This is a genomic window from Nostoc sp. TCL240-02, assembly GCF_013343235.1.
Classification (GTDB): domain Bacteria; phylum Cyanobacteriota; class Cyanobacteriia; order Cyanobacteriales; family Nostocaceae; genus Nostoc.
In genome coordinates this window covers 6,914,845-6,932,524 of sequence record NZ_CP040094.1, presented here as the reverse complement: position 1 = coordinate 6,932,524, position 17,680 = coordinate 6,914,845, and the positions used below count along the sequence as shown (strand labels likewise).

General features: G+C 39.9%; 14 protein-coding genes and 3 pseudogenes. 8 read left to right on the top strand and 9 right to left on the bottom strand.

Annotated features, from left to right (window positions below; genetic code table 11):
• Positions 1–124 precede the first annotated feature (124 nt).
• Positions 125–823 (top strand): hypothetical protein, encoded by a 699-nt coding sequence (locus FBB35_RS29620; RefSeq protein WP_254625727.1) that lies wholly within the window; start codon positions 125–127, stop codon positions 821–823.
• A 171-nt stretch (positions 824–994) separates the two neighbouring features.
• On the top strand, positions 995–4,951 hold the full coding sequence (locus tag FBB35_RS29615; RefSeq protein ID WP_174712607.1) for a CHAT domain-containing protein: 3,957 nt from the start codon (positions 995–997) through the stop codon (positions 4,949–4,951).
• 79 nt (positions 4,952–5,030) lie between these two features.
• On the opposite strand, the gene recR is transcribed toward FBB35_RS29615, so the two are convergent.
• A complete protein-coding gene (gene recR / locus FBB35_RS29610; protein WP_148220441.1) occupies positions 5,031–5,660 on the bottom strand; it encodes a recombination mediator RecR in 630 nt (209 codons plus the stop codon).
• A gap of 581 nt (positions 5,661–6,241) precedes the next feature.
• On the opposite strand from recR, the gene FBB35_RS29605 reads away from it, so the two are divergent.
• On the top strand, positions 6,242–6,853 hold the full coding sequence (locus FBB35_RS29605) for a LuxR C-terminal-related transcriptional regulator (protein ID WP_174712606.1): 612 nt from the start codon (positions 6,242–6,244) through the stop codon (positions 6,851–6,853).
• A gap of 193 nt (positions 6,854–7,046) precedes the next feature.
• Here the strand turns inward: FBB35_RS29605 and FBB35_RS29600 are convergent, their stop codons facing one another.
• Both FBB35_RS29600 and holA read right to left on the bottom strand, forming a co-directional pair.
• Positions 7,047–7,529, bottom strand: a complete 483-nt coding sequence (locus FBB35_RS29600; protein ID WP_174712605.1) for a DUF4168 domain-containing protein — start codon at positions 7,527–7,529, stop codon at positions 7,047–7,049.
• Between the two features lie 109 nt (positions 7,530–7,638).
• Positions 7,639–8,628 (bottom strand): DNA polymerase III subunit delta, encoded by a 990-nt coding sequence (gene holA, locus FBB35_RS29595; RefSeq protein ID WP_174712604.1) that lies wholly within the window; start codon positions 8,626–8,628, stop codon positions 7,639–7,641.
• 172 nt (positions 8,629–8,800) lie between these two features.
• Here holA and FBB35_RS29590 point away from each other — a divergent pair, with 172 nt between their 5' ends.
• Positions 8,801–9,592, top strand: a complete 792-nt coding sequence (locus tag FBB35_RS29590) for a DUF1868 domain-containing protein (protein ID WP_174712603.1) — start codon at positions 8,801–8,803, stop codon at positions 9,590–9,592.
• A gap of 106 nt (positions 9,593–9,698) precedes the next feature.
• Here the strand turns inward: FBB35_RS29590 and FBB35_RS29585 are convergent, their stop codons facing one another.
• Positions 9,699–10,484 carry an RDD family protein gene (locus FBB35_RS29585; protein ID WP_174712602.1) on the bottom strand — a complete coding sequence of 262 codons (786 nt, stop codon included), beginning with the start codon at positions 10,482–10,484 and terminating at the stop codon, positions 9,699–9,701.
• Between the two features lie 45 nt (positions 10,485–10,529).
• Positions 10,530–11,375: a hypothetical protein gene (locus tag FBB35_RS29580; protein ID WP_174712601.1), complete on the bottom strand. Its 846-nt coding sequence runs from the start codon at positions 11,373–11,375 to the stop codon at positions 10,530–10,532.
• Between the two features lie 80 nt (positions 11,376–11,455).
• On the opposite strand from FBB35_RS29580, the gene FBB35_RS29575 reads away from it, so the two are divergent.
• Entirely contained in the window at positions 11,456–12,409 is a 954-nt protein-coding gene (locus tag FBB35_RS29575; protein ID WP_174712600.1) for a stage II sporulation protein M, read from the top strand.
• A 137-nt stretch (positions 12,410–12,546) separates the two neighbouring features.
• On the opposite strand, the pseudogene FBB35_RS29570 reads toward FBB35_RS29575, so the two are convergent.
• Positions 12,547–13,741 (bottom strand): annotated as a pseudogene (locus FBB35_RS29570) (ISAs1 family transposase).
• 99 nt (positions 13,742–13,840) lie between these two features.
• Positions 13,841–15,153: pseudogene (locus FBB35_RS35940) on the bottom strand (NF041680 family putative transposase).
• Between the two features lie 295 nt (positions 15,154–15,448).
• On the opposite strand from FBB35_RS35940, the gene FBB35_RS29560 reads away from it, so the two are divergent.
• The 3 genes and pseudogenes from FBB35_RS29560 to FBB35_RS35180 form a co-directional block, all read left to right on the top strand.
• Positions 15,449–16,018 (top strand): Uma2 family endonuclease, encoded by a 570-nt coding sequence (locus FBB35_RS29560; RefSeq protein WP_174713823.1) that lies wholly within the window; start codon positions 15,449–15,451, stop codon positions 16,016–16,018.
• Positions 15,997–16,149, top strand: coding sequence for a hypothetical protein (locus tag FBB35_RS29555; protein ID WP_174712599.1), 153 nt, complete (start codon positions 15,997–15,999; stop codon positions 16,147–16,149). The genes FBB35_RS29560 and FBB35_RS29555 overlap by 22 nt, the downstream gene beginning before the upstream one ends.
• Before the next feature lie 140 nt (positions 16,150–16,289).
• Positions 16,290–16,409 (top strand): annotated as a pseudogene (locus FBB35_RS35180) (transposase); the annotation flags it as partial.
• Between the two features lie 41 nt (positions 16,410–16,450).
• Here FBB35_RS35180 and FBB35_RS29550 read toward each other — a convergent pair.
• Both FBB35_RS29550 and FBB35_RS29545 read right to left on the bottom strand, forming a co-directional pair.
• Positions 16,451–17,032, bottom strand: coding sequence for a hypothetical protein (locus tag FBB35_RS29550; protein ID WP_174712598.1), 582 nt, complete (start codon positions 17,030–17,032; stop codon positions 16,451–16,453).
• 396 nt (positions 17,033–17,428) lie between these two features.
• Positions 17,429–17,647 carry a hypothetical protein gene (locus FBB35_RS29545; RefSeq protein WP_174712597.1) on the bottom strand — a complete coding sequence of 73 codons (219 nt, stop codon included), beginning with the start codon at positions 17,645–17,647 and terminating at the stop codon, positions 17,429–17,431.
• Positions 17,648–17,680: the final 33 nt, after the last annotated feature.

Here is a 17,680-nt window from a genome sequence, read left to right as displayed (position 1 = left end):
TTGTTCTCATAAAGAGTAGGAAGTAGGGAAAAAAGAACTAATGACCAATGACAAATGACAAATGACAAAGAACTAACGCTATAGTCCAGTGCGATCGCTACAATTTTAGGATAAGCAAAACTCGATGGTGCAGCAGATGCTCAAGCGGCTATTTCAATGGCTCAAAAAGCTTTTTCAGAGCTTGTTCGGTGGTAAACAGTATGTCTCAAAATCTAAAAGGAATATCCCAAAAGAACCAGCACCACCCCTAAGCGATACGGATCTGGAATTTCTCTTCACCGAGCTGTTGCAAGGAGTACATCAAGCACGAGGGGAAGCCTGGGCGCAAAAGTGGCTGCATAATATTGAACATCGAATTACAACTGAAGACTGGGTTAAGTGGTTAGGGCGCTTTGGTGAAAAATTGCTAGCATCACCTTCACCGAATAATGAAATAGCTGCACGGTTAGTACAACTGGGTGAGTTGAACATCGGAGAAATTGGAGATGTTGCCTATAGTATTGGGATGCAGTTGTTGACGCGCAATCAAGGCGAACCAATTTGGGAATATGAAGGGCCAGACGCTTTTAGCACGACTTTACAATCTGAGACAACGCCCTCGATATCAGAGTCAGTAGATGCACCAGAGAATCCCCCAGAGGGAGAATACCAAACTGTCACCCTAGAAGAGTTGTTTGTGATGTTGCAAGACGATGAAAACTTACGTCAGCAGATTGCTCAACAGCTTGCCGTTGAGACAGACGACCCACAAGTGCTTGTCCAGGCATTGATCAATCAACTATATCCTGCCGGTGAATCAACTACAGAGCAAACAGAAAATTAGTCGAATCGGGGAATTGTAACGTTGTAATGCTTTAATCTTGAATGTTTGTATATTTTTTGCTAACCTGCGACGGAAGCGCCGTCACAATCTAATGGATTTTTACGTAATTGATGATTTTTTTAACACAACGATGGCTACAATCTAGAAAAACAAAATCCAATAGTGTGGCAGATGCTCAGGCGGATATCGCAGTCGCTTAAAAGGTTTTTAAAGCGCCTCATTGAAAGTAAGCAGGCTAGTTCTCTCAAGGGTGCGAGAGGACACAATCTGGTGGAGGTACTACCAGAACTAACCAATGCCGATCTAGAACAATTGTTTATCCAATTGTTAGAAGGCGTGCATCAAGCACGAGGACGACAGTGGGCATTGAGGTATCTGCAACGGGTTGAAAATCGGATTCCGGCTGAACGCTGGATAGATTGGTTGGTGATGTTTGGCGAAAGCTTGCTAGCTTCACCTGCACCGAATCCTCTTTTAGCATCACAGATGGTGCAATTAGGAGAACTTGGTGTGGGCAGAATTGGAGATGTTGCTTATGACATTGGCATCCGAATGATGCAAAACTCACCTACACAGATAGAGAATCAGGATAATTATCCAGAAGATGGCTTAGAAATTACTCCTGAACAATATGGGGTAGAAATCGCTCCTGGAGAAGAACTGATCGGCAATTTAGGCGAGCAGTTATGGGAGTATGATGAGCCGGATGTCGTAGAAACTACTCCTGGGGAAGAACTGATCCGTAATTTAGGCGAGCAGTTATGGGAGTATGATGAGCCGGATGTCGTAGAAACTACTCCTGGGGAAGAACTGATCCGTAATTTAGGCGAGCAGTTATGGGAGTATGATGAACCTGATGTTGTAGAAATCACAACCCATGAAGAAATTATCCCAACTTCACCTGGGCAAGAGCTAATTCGTAGCTTAGGTGAGCAGTTATGGGAATATGATGTGCCAGATGTTGAACCAATCACCTCAGCACCTGAAAATGTCTCTTTTGAGGAAAGATTCACCGAAAATTTAGAGGAACTGGTATTGGAGGATGAAAGGGAAGAAGCCCAAGCCACAATACTCGAAAATCTCCCTCTCCCCGCAAAGGAAGATTCAATCACCTCATTAGCCCAACTGAGGTTCGATGATGAAGAAGTTGTTCAAAGTACAACAGGAGTAAATCTCCTTTCTACTAGGCCAAGAAGTGAATTAACAACTTCTCCCTCAGTGGAAAACTGGGATAGCGCCTTGACAAATTTAGAGCCAAATGTGGCTAATACATTAGATGAGTTATGGGTGAGATTGGATCAAAGTACCAATTTAGTCCAGCAACTTGCTTCTAACTTGGCAGTTCAAAGCAGTAATTCCCCTGGTATTATTGAGCGACATAGCGATAATCCAATTACCAACGCTCAAGGATGGTTTTACCAAGGTCTAAGTCAAGCAAAAACAGGTGATTTGTTAGGCGCGATCGCATCTTACGATCAAGCTATTGAACTTCAACCTGAAGTCTCAGAGTATTGGTTTAATCGAGGCTTGACACTGTTCCATTTAGAACGTTTTGAAGAAGCGATCGCATCTTACGAAACCGCCATAGAACTAAAACCCGACTTCTACAAAGCTTGGCACAACCGGGGTGGCACTCTCGGAGAATTAGGATATTTTGAAGAAGCGATCGCTTCTTTTGACAAAGCCATAGAAGTCAAGCCAGACTACCAAGAAGCTTGGTCTAGCAAGGGTTTGGCGCTACTGAAGTTAGGTTGGCTACCGGAAGCTATTTATAGTTACGATCAAGCGCTACATTTAGAACCAGAAGATCAGGAAAACTGGTATCACCGAGGGATAGCCCTAGCTGTAGGCGAACAATTTGCAGAGGCGATTATATCCTACGACAAAGCCCTAGAAATTAACCCAGAGTACCACGAGGTTTGGATAGACCGGGGTGTAGTGCTGTTTAATTTAGGAAGGTGGTCAGAAGCGATCGCCTCCTGGGATAAAGCCCTTTCAATTCAAGCCGACTTCTACTTAGCTTGGTACAACCGAGGCATAGCATTAGACAACTTAGGTCGTCGCCAAGAAGCGATCGCTTCCTATCGGCAAGCAATCGCCATCAAACCCGACTTCCACCTAGCTTGGTATAATCAGGCAGTAGCGCTGTTTTATTTAGAACAATTTACCGAAGCGATCGCTTGTTATGACAACGCTTTGGAAATTAAACAAGATTACTGGGAAGCTTGGATTGGCCGGGGAACTGCGATCGGTCATTTAGTAGATTCTGACGCATTGCTGAATTTATCGAGTAATATCACAGCGACAAATCCCGACTTACAACAGGTCGGTTACGAAGGAAAATTAGCCAGCTACGAAGAAGGGTTAAAACATCTACGGACAGATACCCATCCAGAAGGTTGGGGTAGATTGCATCTGGCGATCGCTAATACTTATTACGATCAAGGCAAAAAACATCCCAATCCCCGCGATTATTGGCGCAAAGCTGCATCTGAGTACCACCAGGCGCTGTTAACCCTGACACTAGAATATTTTCCCCTGTTCCACCTAGAGGTTTTGCAATCTCTAAGCAAAGTACTGATGGGCTTGGGACAAACAACACAAGTTCAAGAATTGCTGCAACGCGGTACAGATTTATTGCGACAATTGCTGAATGAAGAAACTCGCTCAGACGAAAGTAAAAAACAGCTAGCTTTGAAATTTGTAGGCTTCGATCAATTGGCAGTTGATTTAGCAGTAGAGTCTGGTGATTTAGTTGAAGCTTGGGAAATTGCCGAACAGGGCAAAAATGCTTGTTTAAACTGGCTACTTTCTGGCTGGAATAATAATATTTACTCGCCCCATTATGGTGCAATTCAAAAACTATTTAATCCTACAACAGCAATTATTTACTGGCATATTAGTCCAGTCGCCCTACATACTTTCATTCTCAAAGACCAAGCGCCATCGCCAATCCTCCTGTTTACACCCATGCAAGATGCTGGTGCAATACCTTTAGGAGAAGACGCTATCCGTCTCAATGAATTGCCGCTACCCGAAGCAGTGCAACGCCTAATTGATTTTGAAACTTGGCTAGAAGATTGGCATCAACAATATCAAGAATATCGCACTACAGCCCAAGACAAAGAAAGTAAAAGCCAGCATTCTTGGCGAGTGGATATGGAACACAAACTGATGCAGTTGTATGGCATCTTGAATATTTCCACAATTGCCCAAGAACTCGAAGGCATCACCCAACTGGTTTTAATTCCTCACCGCGACTTGTACAGATTGCCCATTCATACACTTTTCCATCTTTCTTCCCCATCCCAGGAAGAGTTGCCGAATGTGGAGTCCAATTTCACCGTCACCTATCTACCTAGTGCCCAAATAGGTTTATCAATAAGAACTGAAAATATTTGGCAATGGCAAAATCAGTTATTGCTCAGTGTTGAACATCCTGAAAGTGCAGGTTCTCCTACATTAAAATTTGCCAAACTGGAGTCTGAAGTTGTTAGTCAGATGTTCAATAATATTCAACGAATTCAGGGAGCAGAAGCTACAAAAAATATTGTTGAAAATGCCTTGTTTGATAATTACAACATTTTTCATTTTACAGGTCATGTCACTAATAATTTGGCTGAACCCAAAAAGTCAGAATTAGCATTAGCAGGTGAAGAAAAACTGACTCTAGATGAAATCTATCAACAAAATCTATCAACTTACAACCTGATTACTCTCTCTGCGTGTGAAAATTTAACTACTAGCAACCACACTATCAGTAGTGAATATGTGAGTTTAGCCAGTGGTTTTGTAAGTCAGGGTGTTCCTCATATAGTTAGTACTCTCTGGAGTGTAGAATCTTCAGCTAGTGCCTTGGTAATGATAGAGTTTTATCGGAGATTACAGCCTAATAAATCAGCTGTTACTGCTTTAGCGGAAGCAACACGGTGGCTGAAAGAACTAACTGCTGGAGAACTGACAAAATGGTATGAAGATATTTTGAATAATCTGCATCCTGAAGAATTACGAATTCAAACTTATTTAGCGACGCAACTATATAGAAATAGTAAAATGGCATCAGATAAAAATCTTTATAATCATCCTTACTACTGGGCAGCATTTACGATTACGGGTAAGCCGAATTAATACTTTGAGGTAGGGGCAATTCATGAATTGCCCCTACCTCAAAATTTTTACTTTTAGTTTATAAACCTTTGAATTAAGCTTAATCTAACTCTCTGCGTCCTTCCAATGCCCTTGCCAGGGTCACTTCGTCGGCATATTCCAAATCACCACCTACAGGCAAACCAAAGGCAATCCGCGTCACTTTGGTAAACGGTTTCAATAGCTGACCTATATATAGTGTTGTTGTTTCCCCTTCTACACTCGGACTAATTGCCAGAATCACTTCTTGAGGTTTTTGCTGATTTACCCGTCGCTGCAAAGCCAGTATATTCAACTGTTCTGGGCCAATTCCATCAATTGGAGAAATCACCCCACCCAAAACGTGATATTTGCCTTTGTATTCGCGGGTTTTTTCCAGCGCAATTACATCGCGGGGATCTGCTACGACACAAATAGTATTGTTGTCACGGTTGGCATTGCGGCAGATTTCACAAACAGGTTCAGCAGATAAGTGAAAGCAAACAGAACACAAGCCTATCTGTTTTTTGGCTTCAATTAAAGCTTGTGCCAAAGCTTCTACTTCTGCTTCTGGACGCTTCAAAATATGCAAAGCCAGTCTTTGGGCAGATTTAGGGCCAACTCCCGGCAGGCGTTGCAATTGCTCAATTAACCGTGCTAAAGGGCGTGCGTAAACCGTTGTCTTATCTCCAGAATGTTTTACCTTAACTATGATGACATTTTTCAGGTACTTCCATGTGTCTAGTATGGCGTTTATGATGGAAGCTTTTGAGCCTATCAAGTTGGCGAGGTTAACTGTGAGGTGCGATCGCTTAGTTTAATCAATGTAAATAGTATACCTGGTAAATACACGCATATATAAATAATTATGTGTATATTTTTATTTCCATCTGAATAATTTTTATTTATTGGAGTGATAGCTATTTTGTAGAAGTGGCTCACATTCAACAAAACAATAGGTTTGATTTTAGACAATTAATCTAGCAATGACATCTTAGGGTAGTGAGGCAAAGTCCAGCCAAATTAAATTTTGCATCTTCCGAAATAGGCTATTTCCGAGTTGTATTTAAAACGTGTAACCTCAATTAATTCAAACAAAATAGATGAATTGTTGATTGAGTATTCTCCGGAGTTTCTGTTAGAAATAACACTTGTACTTACTTTAATGAGTATGATTAGTCTGCAATATTCACCCAATTTATTCAGATAATCATCCAAAAAATAGATTAGTACATCTTCCAAGTTGCACGAATCTAACAAATAAGCGTGATTTTATACATTAATCTATCTCCTATGATTGCCCTAACAAAGACATTAGTAAAAACAGTAGCAGAACCAGAACAGCTAGAGAATATTGATTTACTTAACTCGAAGCGAGCTAATTTCTTACAAGAAGTAATTGAAGGCTTAGAAGACGGTATATTAATTTTAAGCCAAACTGGTGAAGTAGTACATAGTAATGCGTCTGCTAATCGCCTTTGCTGCCAATTCAATCAAGACAATTTTAACCCGAATTTTGTACCGTCAGCTATCTGGAATCTTTGTGAATCTTTACTCAGTAGCCGATATTTGTTTTCTGATAAACTTCTGATTTTGTCGGATGAAATTGTACTTGATAAGTCAAATATTTTTCGGATTAGGGTGAGACTACTAGATTTAGATGGGTTTGAAGTGCCTTGCTTATTAGTTACCATAGAAAACCAATATGAGTCTGTAAAAAATGTAGCACTCACTGAAGTTAAAAAATTTGACCTTACGCCACGAGAAGCTGAAATTTGGTTTCTCTATAGAAGCAACTACAGCTACAAAGAAATTGCTATGAAGCTTTACATCACCATAAACACCGTGAAGAAGCACATGAAAAATATTCACACTAAGCGACAAGCCAACTTTTCTGATAATTGAATGATAGGACGGTAATAAAAATCAATTTGTAAAATTCAATAGATTATTAATTATTAACCTATATCCACAAACAAGTATTTTATGAATCAATTCTTGATTGTTTTATAGATAAAAAATACTAGCCCTTGCTTTCATACAAGGGTAGTTATTTTAACCGCGATCCTGTCTAATTTTAGTGTTGATGAGATTTTAACTAAGGAGAATCAGGGGTTTTTTGTAGACGTAATAAGGTATTATAAACCTGCTGTTTTAAAAGATCGTTATTTTGTAGTTCTATAGTGATTTTGTTAAACTGATCAATGCTCAAACCATTATCTTGGACAATTTTTTGAGAGCTATTACAGTAATTTACTGCGATATCTTGAGCCTTTCTAGGAAGACCATTTATGCTGTTAGAATCGTTACAAACAATTTTGGGAATTTCTCCATTGCCAATAAGGTTTTTAATGGTTTCAAAAGCCTTTTGACGTGCTGGTTCCATTGCTAGCACTGCTTGAGCGTAGCTGTCAATTTGAGTATTATTAGCTATTGGTGATGAAGTTTGACCATAAGCTTTTGAATTAACTGAAAAAGCGTTGGAAATGACACTCGCAGTAGCGATCGCGCCGAAAAAGAATGATTGGCAAAGGATTCGCTTTCGGCTGGATCGGGAAAGGAAATTAGAAATTTTATTCATATAGTGTGTGACACAAAACTACATCAGGGATATTATAAGGACTTTGAATTATTTTCGGAGTTGGAAGTTCCAGCAACTGTTCAATACATCAAGTTTTTATATTTGATTGTCAACTTCCTCGGCATACTTGACAAAGTTCGATGACTTTAGTCTGAAATGTTGACATTTCTGATGCTCCTTGCTTGAGGCTCACTTCTAACTCCAATAGTAGAGGTAAGCAGGAGATTAACTGTTGCATAGAAAGCAGTTTGATTTCTTGTTGTAAGAAGTAGATCCGCTTGGGATTACCGATATCAGCAGCAATAGCGATCGCTTGTTGGTTGCGCTCACCACTTTCTATCATAATCTTGACCCATAGCCAGGTGCGAAATTGTCCAATCAGTGTGGCAACTATTCGTAATCCCGGCTCGGAAGCATTGATCATATCTGCCAAGGTTGTCAAAGCTTTCGCTGTATCTCCTATTCTGATTGCTGCTGCTAATTGTAAACTATTTTGAGTAGTATTTCCTACTAACTTGGTAACCGTATCTACGTCTAAAGGCTTATTGGTACCGTGGGCATATAACCGTAATTTCTCTATTTCATTGTATAGCAATCGCGTATCATTTCCAACGGATTCTGCCAACAGTTGGGCAGTATTGGCAGTCAATTTTACGCCTACAGTCTGGGCTACTTGATTAACAGATTGCACTAGTAATTCGGTTTTCCAAGGAGGAATGAGGGGAAATTCTCGGAATTCGGTAGCAAATTGTTTTAACAATTTCGTAGATTTGAGGCGTTCATCTGGCTTGTTGCGGCTGCTGAGTAATAAAAATGAGTTTTCGGGAATGACTCTTAGCGATCGCACCAATTCCCCTAAGACATTCTCTGGACAGTGCTGACACAGGGTTGTATTTATCAGCCATACCAAGCGCCCACCAGCGCCAAAAGTGGGTGTCATCACCTGATTTAACCCCTGGATGGCAGCATCAGCTTGATCTGGGGTGAATGCAGTGTAATTAAAACTTATCCAATTGGGATCGAGGACGCGATCGCGCAAAACAGTGATCGCCTTTTCCATCGCAAAATCATCTTCACCCCAGTAAACATAGATTGGCATAGATAAACCTCATTGGACATGGGGAATGGCGCATTGGGGAAGAATTATTAAAACTCCTAACTCCTAACTGCTAACTCCCTCAGCCCCAAAAACTAAATACTTTTAAAATCATTCTCTTATTCGGGATAATTTTCCCTAAAATCTATCAAGTGAGAGCGTGAGGCCATGAAGATTGGACGACAACTATCAAACTTACTTAAATCGGTTAGCACGACTGACGCTGCCAGAAGCCTACAGATCCCAAGCCCAGCATATTCAGGAATCTTCTAAATTTCAGCCAAATTCTGGTTTGAGAGAAGCAGCGTCTTTTCCTGGGTATACGCTAATTACAACGCCTGCGGCAGAAGAAGAATCAGAAAATTCTGCTTTCTATGCCAAATTACAGACTTACCAACAGGAACTTTTGCAGTTGCCTGTAAACCGTAATTTGATTATACCTGTACCTCCTGCTAGCTTCCATGTAACTTTAGCGGATTTAATTTGGGATCATGCTTACCTTGATGCCCGCGAAAATAATCCTAAATTTGACGAGGAGTTACCCTTTTGTTTAGCCGAAATGTTTCAGCAATATCAACAATTGATGACAAATAGGAGTCATCCGATTAAATGGCAAATGCTGGGACTGATACTGATGCCAAGAGCTATAGCTGTTTGTTTAATACCTCAAGATGAAAGCTGCTATGAGGAAATTATTAAATTCCGCCGAACAATTTATCAAAATCCCAAGTTGATTGCCTTGGGTATTGAGCAGCATTATCATTTCACTGCCCATGTTACATTAGCCTATTTTGGGGAGGTTTCATCTGACTTAGACCGCACAAGTTTCAGTACAAATCTTTCGGAATTGAATGAAAAATGGCTGTTTAATTTGCCAGAATTTTCGATCAATCGTGTCGAATTGCGAAAATTTGACAACATGACACACTATTATCGTGAACCAGACTGGCCGATTTTAGATTTTTAAGTCATTAGTTAGTAGTCAGTAATTTTCACTCACTGACTACTGACTACTGATTATGATTTTTAGGTAAACTTAACTTTTTACCAATGCTGCAAATAAAATTTTTCGCCTAAAACTTAGGTTCTTGATATACGAGATAAACAGCTTCTAAAAATACATCAGGTGTAACAGCCTCTGGCAAGTTTTCTAAATTAATAATAGCTACTACTTGCTCGGCTAACTTTAGAGATAGTGACGCTCTTGCCTTTAGTGACATTGCAGCCCGTCGCTGCAAATATTCACGAATAACTGCAAAATCATCGGGCAATAATTTCGATACATCGGCGATTTGGATTAACTGTTCATAAAGTTCCTTTGCCTGTTCTGAAATTGTCAATGTCGCAGATGCAATGGGTGTTTCAGCTTGAATTACAATTGTACCGGCAGCCAAATCACCTAAACGCTTTTCACGACTACCCAACATAATTAAAAAAGCGCCAATAAATAAAGTCTCATCAAAGGGTCGCAGTAGGGCACGGAGAGTTGCTTGTTGTAACCCAATGAGCCTGCCATCATCTCGAACTACGCGAATTTTAGCAACCCGTTTACCAGGGGTTTGCCCAAACCATAAGGTTTCAAAAAATACAAAATAGCTGATGTAAATTGCAAAGGCAATAATGAAGAAAATTGCTAATAACCAAATGTCTAAATTTGGTAAACTCGTAAAAAAGTCTTCAAGTAAATTTACTAGCTGCGTTGAAAAGACAGTCCAGGTAAAGACAAACAGAAGCAAAGTTATACCCAACACTGTATAGTCAATCAGCAGTGCTAAAGCTCGATTACCAATTCCCGCTAAAGTAAATTCCAACTCTACACTTTCTGGAGTCTGGAATGTGATGCGATTAAAAAAGCGCATATTTTAACCAATTGAAAATTAATAGAGTTGAATTAAGGCGTTAAGTTAACGAAAATCTTGTGTAGGAGGTTGTCTTAACTGCAAACCCAAACCCTCACGCCGAGTCCGCAAATCCAAGTATAAAACAGCTTTTAGTGCTTGCCAGAACGGCATGATCAAAACTCCACCTACTAAGCTACCAATCACAGAAATAAAATACACAATTCCGTAGATGACAGTACCAGGCTCAAGCTTGATGAGGAATAAGCTAGGTACATAGTTTAATACAAACACTAATGGCAGTGTAACGAAAAAAGCAACTAAAACAACGCCCTGAATGCGAAGTACCGAGGCTTTAGTTAACTCCCAACTTCTAGCAACACTTTCGCCACCATTAATATTTTCTTCGACTGCTAGCGGTACCTCAGCTACTATCCAACGAGAGTAGAACCAGGTTAGTCCCAACAGTAAAATAATTACCATCAAAATTATTGTCAATGTGGTTGTGACTATAACACCCGCACTACCTAATATTCCTCCTAATAACGCTACCAACACAGCAGACAGAATACCACCTGCGATCGCCAATCCTAAATAAACTAGCAGCAAAGATACTCCTACCTGAAAACCAACTCTTAAAAATGACCAGAGACGCGGATTGACATGGCTGCTGGCGGCTTGGATACTTTCAGGTTGGTAAATCAATTCTCCAAAAGCCAAGCGTGAAATTAGTCCAGAGATGGCTGCATATTTTGCCCAGCCATAAATCGGAACGATAATCCACAAGTGAGCGATCGCAGCCAGTTTCAGATAAGTCTTAAGATGAGAACGATACAATCGCACCGCAGCACTGACAACATTTCCTACACTCAGTGGTTGTATCTGGCCGGAAGATCCAAAATTTTCAGACATAATGGCAAATTTACCTTGAAACTACGGAGATGAATTTGAGGCTATCTTAAGCTAAGTTAAACTCAGTGTTCCCAAAATTCATGAATATTCAACGTTGGATTGCGCGACGAGAACCAAATTGGCAACGTCTGGATGCCTTATTAAAACAGATAGAAAAAAGAGGACTAAAGTCTCTACGGTCAGCAGAAATTAGAGAGTTAGCGAGTTTATATCGTTCAGTAGCGGCAGATTTGGCTCGTGCCCGTACCCAGCAAATCGGCAATACTTTGATACAAAGTTTACAATCTTTAACAACTCGTGCCTATACGCAGATTTACCAAGGTTCGCGGCGACAGGAATGGCAAGCGATCTTAGAATTTTACAGATGGGGATTACCAGATGTAGTCCAGAAAACATTTGCATATATTGTTGTAGCCACAGCACTGTTCCTACTGGGGGTACTAGTGGCTTGGTGGTATTCTTGGCAAAACCCCAGCTTTATGACTTTGATCGTACCTGAAAGTTTGATTACCAAGGTGCGAGATGAGCATAAATTATGGATGGGGTCAATTGTTGGTGTTGAACCTCTGGCATCCAGTGGTATTACGATCAATAATTTGTCCGTTTCTTTTGGTGCTGCTGCCGGTGGCATCACCTTTGGTCTATATACAGCCTATTTGATGGTATTTAATGGCTTATTAATTGGTGCTGTTGGCACTTTAGTTGGTCAAAATAATCTGGCTTATCCTTTTTGGGCCTTTGTGTTTCCGCATGGTTCCTTGGAATTACCCGCGATCTTTTTTGCTGGGGGTGCAGGATTTTTATTAGCAAGAGCAATTTTATTTCCTGGTAAATATCGCCGTGGAGATGCACTGAAATTTTATGGCTCTCAGGCGGTGCAGCTAGTATTTGGGATTGTACCAATGTTGATTATTGCTGGTACGATCGAAGGCTTTTTTTCACCTAATCCGAGCATACCTGATGCAATTAAATATTTGGCAGGAATAGGATTATTTATACTTTTGGTAATGTATTGTAGGCGCAAGAAAGCATGAAGTAATTTATATTGCGGCGGATTGGGAAATTGAAAAAATATTTTAGAATAAGGTAAATACTAACAATGTCAAAAAGTTTTATAAGTTGAAGCTAGGATAATCATGGTACAAATATCAGGGTTAGCGCGTCTCAAACCCTATTGACAGGTGGATTCTAGCTCCATTGTTGAGTTTGGGAGAGCCGCAGCCAACACAGAAACCATGTACTGATCATTCATAGCTGCTCTGCGTGACTTTTGGCGAATACTGCGGCGAAAAGATGTTTCTCGTTCTAAGGCATTGAGTGCAATGCGACGTAGTAAAGCAAAATTTTGTGGGCTGTGTAGAGAACGAATCCGACATTCATCTTCGTGGAAGGTAATATCTAATGTCCAATGAACAGAGTTTTCAATCCCCCAATGCTGTCGAATTGCGCTGCCAATCTTGTTAGCATCACTGGTGAGACTAGAGATGTAAAATTGAACTTCTTGGGTAGTTTTATTCCAATGCTGAATTGAACGCACTACCATCACCACTGTTGTCAATCCTACCCAATCATCTTGTTCATGAAGTGTAGGAAGTTGTGAGACTGGCACAGTGTAAACTTGACGATTTTCAATTCTGTGATGCCCCTTTTCTACCCGTTGACTAATACTCACATCAATATCTTTAAAACCAAGAGATAGTGAATTTTCAAACCAATCCTTCACTTGTTGGTGTAGTGTAGGATAGCGTAGCGTTAGCGAGTCTTCGAGCGTCTGATTATCTTTCAGGCTCAAAATATAATCAGAGTCACCTTCTATAATTTTTTGGCTAATCGATTTTTGTGTACCCATTGCATCAATAGTAATGATACAGCCAGATAAATCTAGTATTTCTAAGAGTGTTGGAATTGCAGTAATTTCATTCGATTTGGCACTGACCTTTGTTTGTCCCAAAACCAAACGGTGTTCACTTGACCACGCACTGACTAGATGCAAAGCTTTTAGCTTAGATTCTCGGTCATAGGAGCCTCTATTAACTTTGCCATCTATGGCGACTACCTCTACACCCAACTTCTCAACCAGTGATTGTACCCACCGCCGAAAACATTTCTCAAACTCTTTAGGATTAATTTTCTCAAACACCATAGCTAAAAGTATCTGGACTGGGTATACCTTCTGGTAGTTCTAGAAACGTCTCTAACCACTCCTTTTTATTTAGTCCATACTCCTCAATATCTTCCCAACCTTGTGCGCCTGCTATTACTGCCAAAATCGCTATGGTGATGATATCTGTGAGTAAATGATATCTTGTTCTTTCCACTCTGGGGTCTTTCACTTCTGTGAAATATTCCTGAAACTTACTGGTAATGTCAAAGCTATCTACTGGAGTTTAGACTAAGCAATGGAAAATGACCCAGCAGGGCTGAGTTAATCAGAGACTTAGCAAAAGTATGAAGAATCTTGGGTATTAAACAGCAACAGATGGTTCTGAATGTGGTCGTGCTACTGTTTTTTTAACAATGGGACATCGGTTTTTACGGTAACGCTTCTTTCCTTGTTGCCAACCGGGAGACTTTCCGCGAGGTTTAGGTGCGCTTGTGGGAGTACCAATAGCCGCAAAAACTCCACCTATAGCTTGAGCAACTCTTCCAGGGGTCAATTTATCTAGAGACTTCTGCCAAGGTAAAGGATTGTCAGTAACGATATCGCGGGCTAACCACAATTCCCAAGTCATCAGAGGCATGAGATCACTCCACCTTTCACAATGCTATTGGAGTACCAAAGTTTGGTACAGTCCAATGTAAACGTTGCTTTAAAAAGCGATACCAGTGGTCAATGGTAAAGCGACGCAAGTAAAGACACCAAACTTCTTCTAGGGGTGGCATTTCTTCTCCTACCCAAGCCAACCACAAAGGTTTGGATACTCTCATGTTACCTTGCGCGTCCAGACAGACGTTCAACCCGCAGGAGTAGCATTGGTCGTGTAGCAGCCTGACGGAAGTGTAAATCTTTCCACAAGCTCACACGCACACGTCCTAATTTTGGGTCATTTATTTCTAATACAGATGTTGCTTGATTCCATGTTGTTGGCTCATTGAGTTTAAATTTATCACCATGCTTTTTGGGTCGCCCCTTTCCAGAATAAGCTTCTGGTTCCCCTCATAAACATAAATTTGAACGTAACCGAACTAAAATATCTGCGGGAATATTGGCAGTTTTTAAGACAAAAGGCGCACAACCGTATTCACTATCCCAAAGGGAAATCGGTCTGACTCTTAAATATTTACATACCTGTTTTAATTGCCAAATTGCTTTGCTAATTGGACTTTCGGCACTTGTAATTCTTTCATGCCTTAAGGGTAATGCCCAACTACCCTCCGTGTCTGGTATCCAGGCAATTGTGCTATACCCCTGTCCTACGGTTATTGGTTTATTTCCCGCTATGGATGTGCCACTATGTTCATAGGTTCTTTCTTTGAGTTTAACTGCATCTGGACGTGACCAGTTAGTGTGGTCGCCTGCCAATAGAGGTCGTTTCTCCGTTGGTATCTGTTTGATATATAGCTGCATCAATTTCTGTCGCTGTGGTCTGCTATCTTGTAGTGCCTCATAGATACTTGGCCACTTGCGTCTAAATACTGGTGATAAGGACAACTCTGCTAGGCAATAAATATTTTTGGTCAGCAATATCGCATCTGTCAATTCAAAGGTAGCATCTTTTGCTCTACCTAGATATTTGTAGGCGGCTTGACGGAATTGTTCTAATCTGGCACGTTTCATATTGGCGAATGAGAGTTAGTAGTATTTCTCTCAGGTTCTGCCAAAAGGGGGTCTGTATTCAATCAGACTCCCTTTTTTTTCTTGAACATCACCGATTTAGTCTAAACTCCAGTATCTACGCTGGCTGCAAAAGATGTTTTAGTTTTATGCTTCTTCTTAAATCCTGTTGACATTACTTTAATATTGCAGTTCGATGAATTAAATCTTACCCTACCTAAGATGGTGTCACTTTGTTTCCCACCTTATTCCTGATCAAGCAAGTCCTTTTGTCAATAGGTTTTGAGACGCGCTAACCCTGGTACAAATATCAAATAAAATATTGACTCTGGAAGAGTTTATCGCACTACCAGAAACTAAACCGTATTGCGAATACATTGATGGTAAAATCATTCCAAAACCTATGCCTCAAGGAAAACATAGCACTATTCAAGGAGAACTATGTCACACAATCAATTCTGTTATCGAAGTCCAAAAAATTGGTTGGGCTTTTCCAGAATTGCGTTGCACTTTTATAGGACGTTCTATAGTTCCCGATGTCGCTGTATTTTCTTGGGCAAGGCTTCCTGTAGATGAAAATGGTGATATTGCCAATACATTTACTGTAGCACCCGACTGGATAATCGAAATTCTCTCGCCCGAACAAAGCCATACAAAAGTTACAAAAAAAATCTTACACGCTTTCAATCATGGGACTCAAATGGGTTGGTTAATTGACCCTGATGAGCGATTCATTGCTGCTTATCCTGCGAGACAACAACCTTTACCTTTTGAGGAAATTGAGTCTGTTTTACCAGTACCAGAATTCTGTCAGGGTTTACAACTGACAGTAGGTGATATTTTTGGATGGTTAAAGGTGACTGCGTAACAAATATTTCGTTCAAGCCAACTACTTTTCTTGCACTGAAAAATATGCAAAAACGCATCATCACCGAACTAATTGATAAACACAGATTTTTATCCACAGGACTTACGCAACTGGCACAATGCGATCGCTAATCAATAGTACATATGTATTGAGTTGGTAAAAATGTATTTTATTGGCTTGACTCGACTTAGTAACAATAATTAATGATGTATATCACATCCAAATTTTCTGGGAAAATTGATAGAGTGTGCATCAAAAATTCGGAAAAGCGATGAGATTTACTAAAATTAATTATTGCCAATATTTACTCAGCAGTCAAATTAACTATACCATGACTAACTTGGCTGAACACTTAGAGAATATTAGTCATGATAAAATTAATTACTATTTAAAACATGAAAAGCTAACTCCTCGTTTACTTTGGCTTAGTTTTTAGGCGCTCGGCGCGTTCGACGCACCATTGCTTATGCCAGTTGCGTAAGTCCTAATAAAATCTGCTTCTGAGATAAATAAGTTTTTAAAGTCTATCCACTCATAACGCTCTACACTTTGCCATAGCAAGACAACTTTTGCTCTATGGGTATCAATATCAAACTTTATTGCAGCCCCTATATCTCCCTGATGTGTTTGACACAGTAGCTTGAGTTTCTGAAGTAACTCTAAATCTAATTTTGCTAAAGGTGTTTCATATCTCTTTGTATTATCGTCATCACCATCAAATCGTTCGACTGTATCGCTCACATGTGAAATAGAAGAGTTGCCAGCAAAACCCATGTCAAATATTATAGGGTCTTTGAGTAGTTTTTCATGTTCAAGTATTACTTGATATATAACTTCTGCTGTTGTGTCTGTAGTTACATCACTGATTTCGTTATGTCTGCCTATAAGCTTGTGCTGATTAAATTGAATGTCTCCATATATATCTTTTTCCTCTATATAGATGAATCCGGTTCTAGTATCTTCCAAATGTGTGATTTCATGATGAGTTGCAACTTTTTGAATATCCTGAGCCATTCCATAAACTTCCAGACATGAAGCTAACAGTACTGCCTGAGTTGCACCCAGACCACCAACACCTTTACCCCATTCATCAGTAGATCCTCTTCTGCTGATTTCCCCAATTGCATAAATTGTTGCTCCTACATGGTTACTTTTATCTTTTTCTACCCTTGTTGTAATAGAACTAAAACTTATAGGAGAAGTCTGTATTTCGTAATTTAGAAAACCTGCTCCCTTTTTATTAACAAGTGCAATATCAGTTCTTCTGCCTGGGTATTGGTATTCTTGAATTGACTCAAAACTTTCTTGTTTAAAGTAGGTTTGAGTAGTTGCATTAAGTATATTTTTTGCTCGACTTTTGGCATGTTTATGTACTGCACTTTCGCTTCTAGTACTGAGAAATTGATTGTATCAGCAATCAATTTCTGTTTCTTGTACTTCTTCTATATTGACGTTATGAGAAAAATGTCCACAAACCCAGAATGATGTTTCTTTGCGTGTTTTATGGTGCGCCTTTTTATAGAAAAGTGGGCGATCGCAGAATATACATGTGAAAATTTTATCCTTATCGTAGAGGCTCAATTGAGCATCAACAAAAATACGGTTCTTATTTAATGCGTATCGAACCATATATACTAAATTTCCTAGCTAAATAAAAAAAAT

Excerpts from the sequence above, each read along its gene's own strand:
- FBB35_RS29585 (WP_174712602.1), bottom strand. The coding sequence starts at position 10,484 with ATGCGCTTTTTTAATCGCATCACATTCCAGACTCCAGAAAGTGTAGAG.
- FBB35_RS29575 (WP_174712600.1), top strand. The coding sequence starts at position 11,456 with ATGAATATTCAACGTTGGATTGCGCGACGAGAACCAAATTGGCAACGT.
- FBB35_RS29580 (WP_174712601.1), bottom strand. The coding sequence starts at position 11,375 with ATGTCTGAAAATTTTGGATCTTCCGGCCAGATACAACCACTGAGTGTA.
- FBB35_RS29605 (WP_174712606.1), top strand. The coding sequence starts at position 6,242 with ATGATTGCCCTAACAAAGACATTAGTAAAAACAGTAGCAGAACCAGAA.
- FBB35_RS29600 (WP_174712605.1), bottom strand. The coding sequence starts at position 7,529 with ATGAATAAAATTTCTAATTTCCTTTCCCGATCCAGCCGAAAGCGAATC.
- holA (WP_174712604.1), bottom strand. The coding sequence starts at position 8,628 with ATGCCAATCTATGTTTACTGGGGTGAAGATGATTTTGCGATGGAAAAG.
- FBB35_RS29545 (WP_174712597.1), bottom strand. The coding sequence starts at position 17,647 with ATGGTTCGATACGCATTAAATAAGAACCGTATTTTTGTTGATGCTCAA.
- FBB35_RS29555 (WP_174712599.1), top strand. The coding sequence starts at position 15,997 with ATGGTTAAAGGTGACTGCGTAACAAATATTTCGTTCAAGCCAACTACT.
- FBB35_RS29550 (WP_174712598.1), bottom strand. The coding sequence starts at position 17,032 with ATGGCTCAGGATATTCAAAAAGTTGCAACTCATCATGAAATCACACAT.
- FBB35_RS29615 (WP_174712607.1), top strand. The coding sequence starts at position 995 with ATGCTCAGGCGGATATCGCAGTCGCTTAAAAGGTTTTTAAAGCGCCTC.
- FBB35_RS29620 (WP_254625727.1), top strand. The coding sequence starts at position 125 with ATGGTGCAGCAGATGCTCAAGCGGCTATTTCAATGGCTCAAAAAGCTT.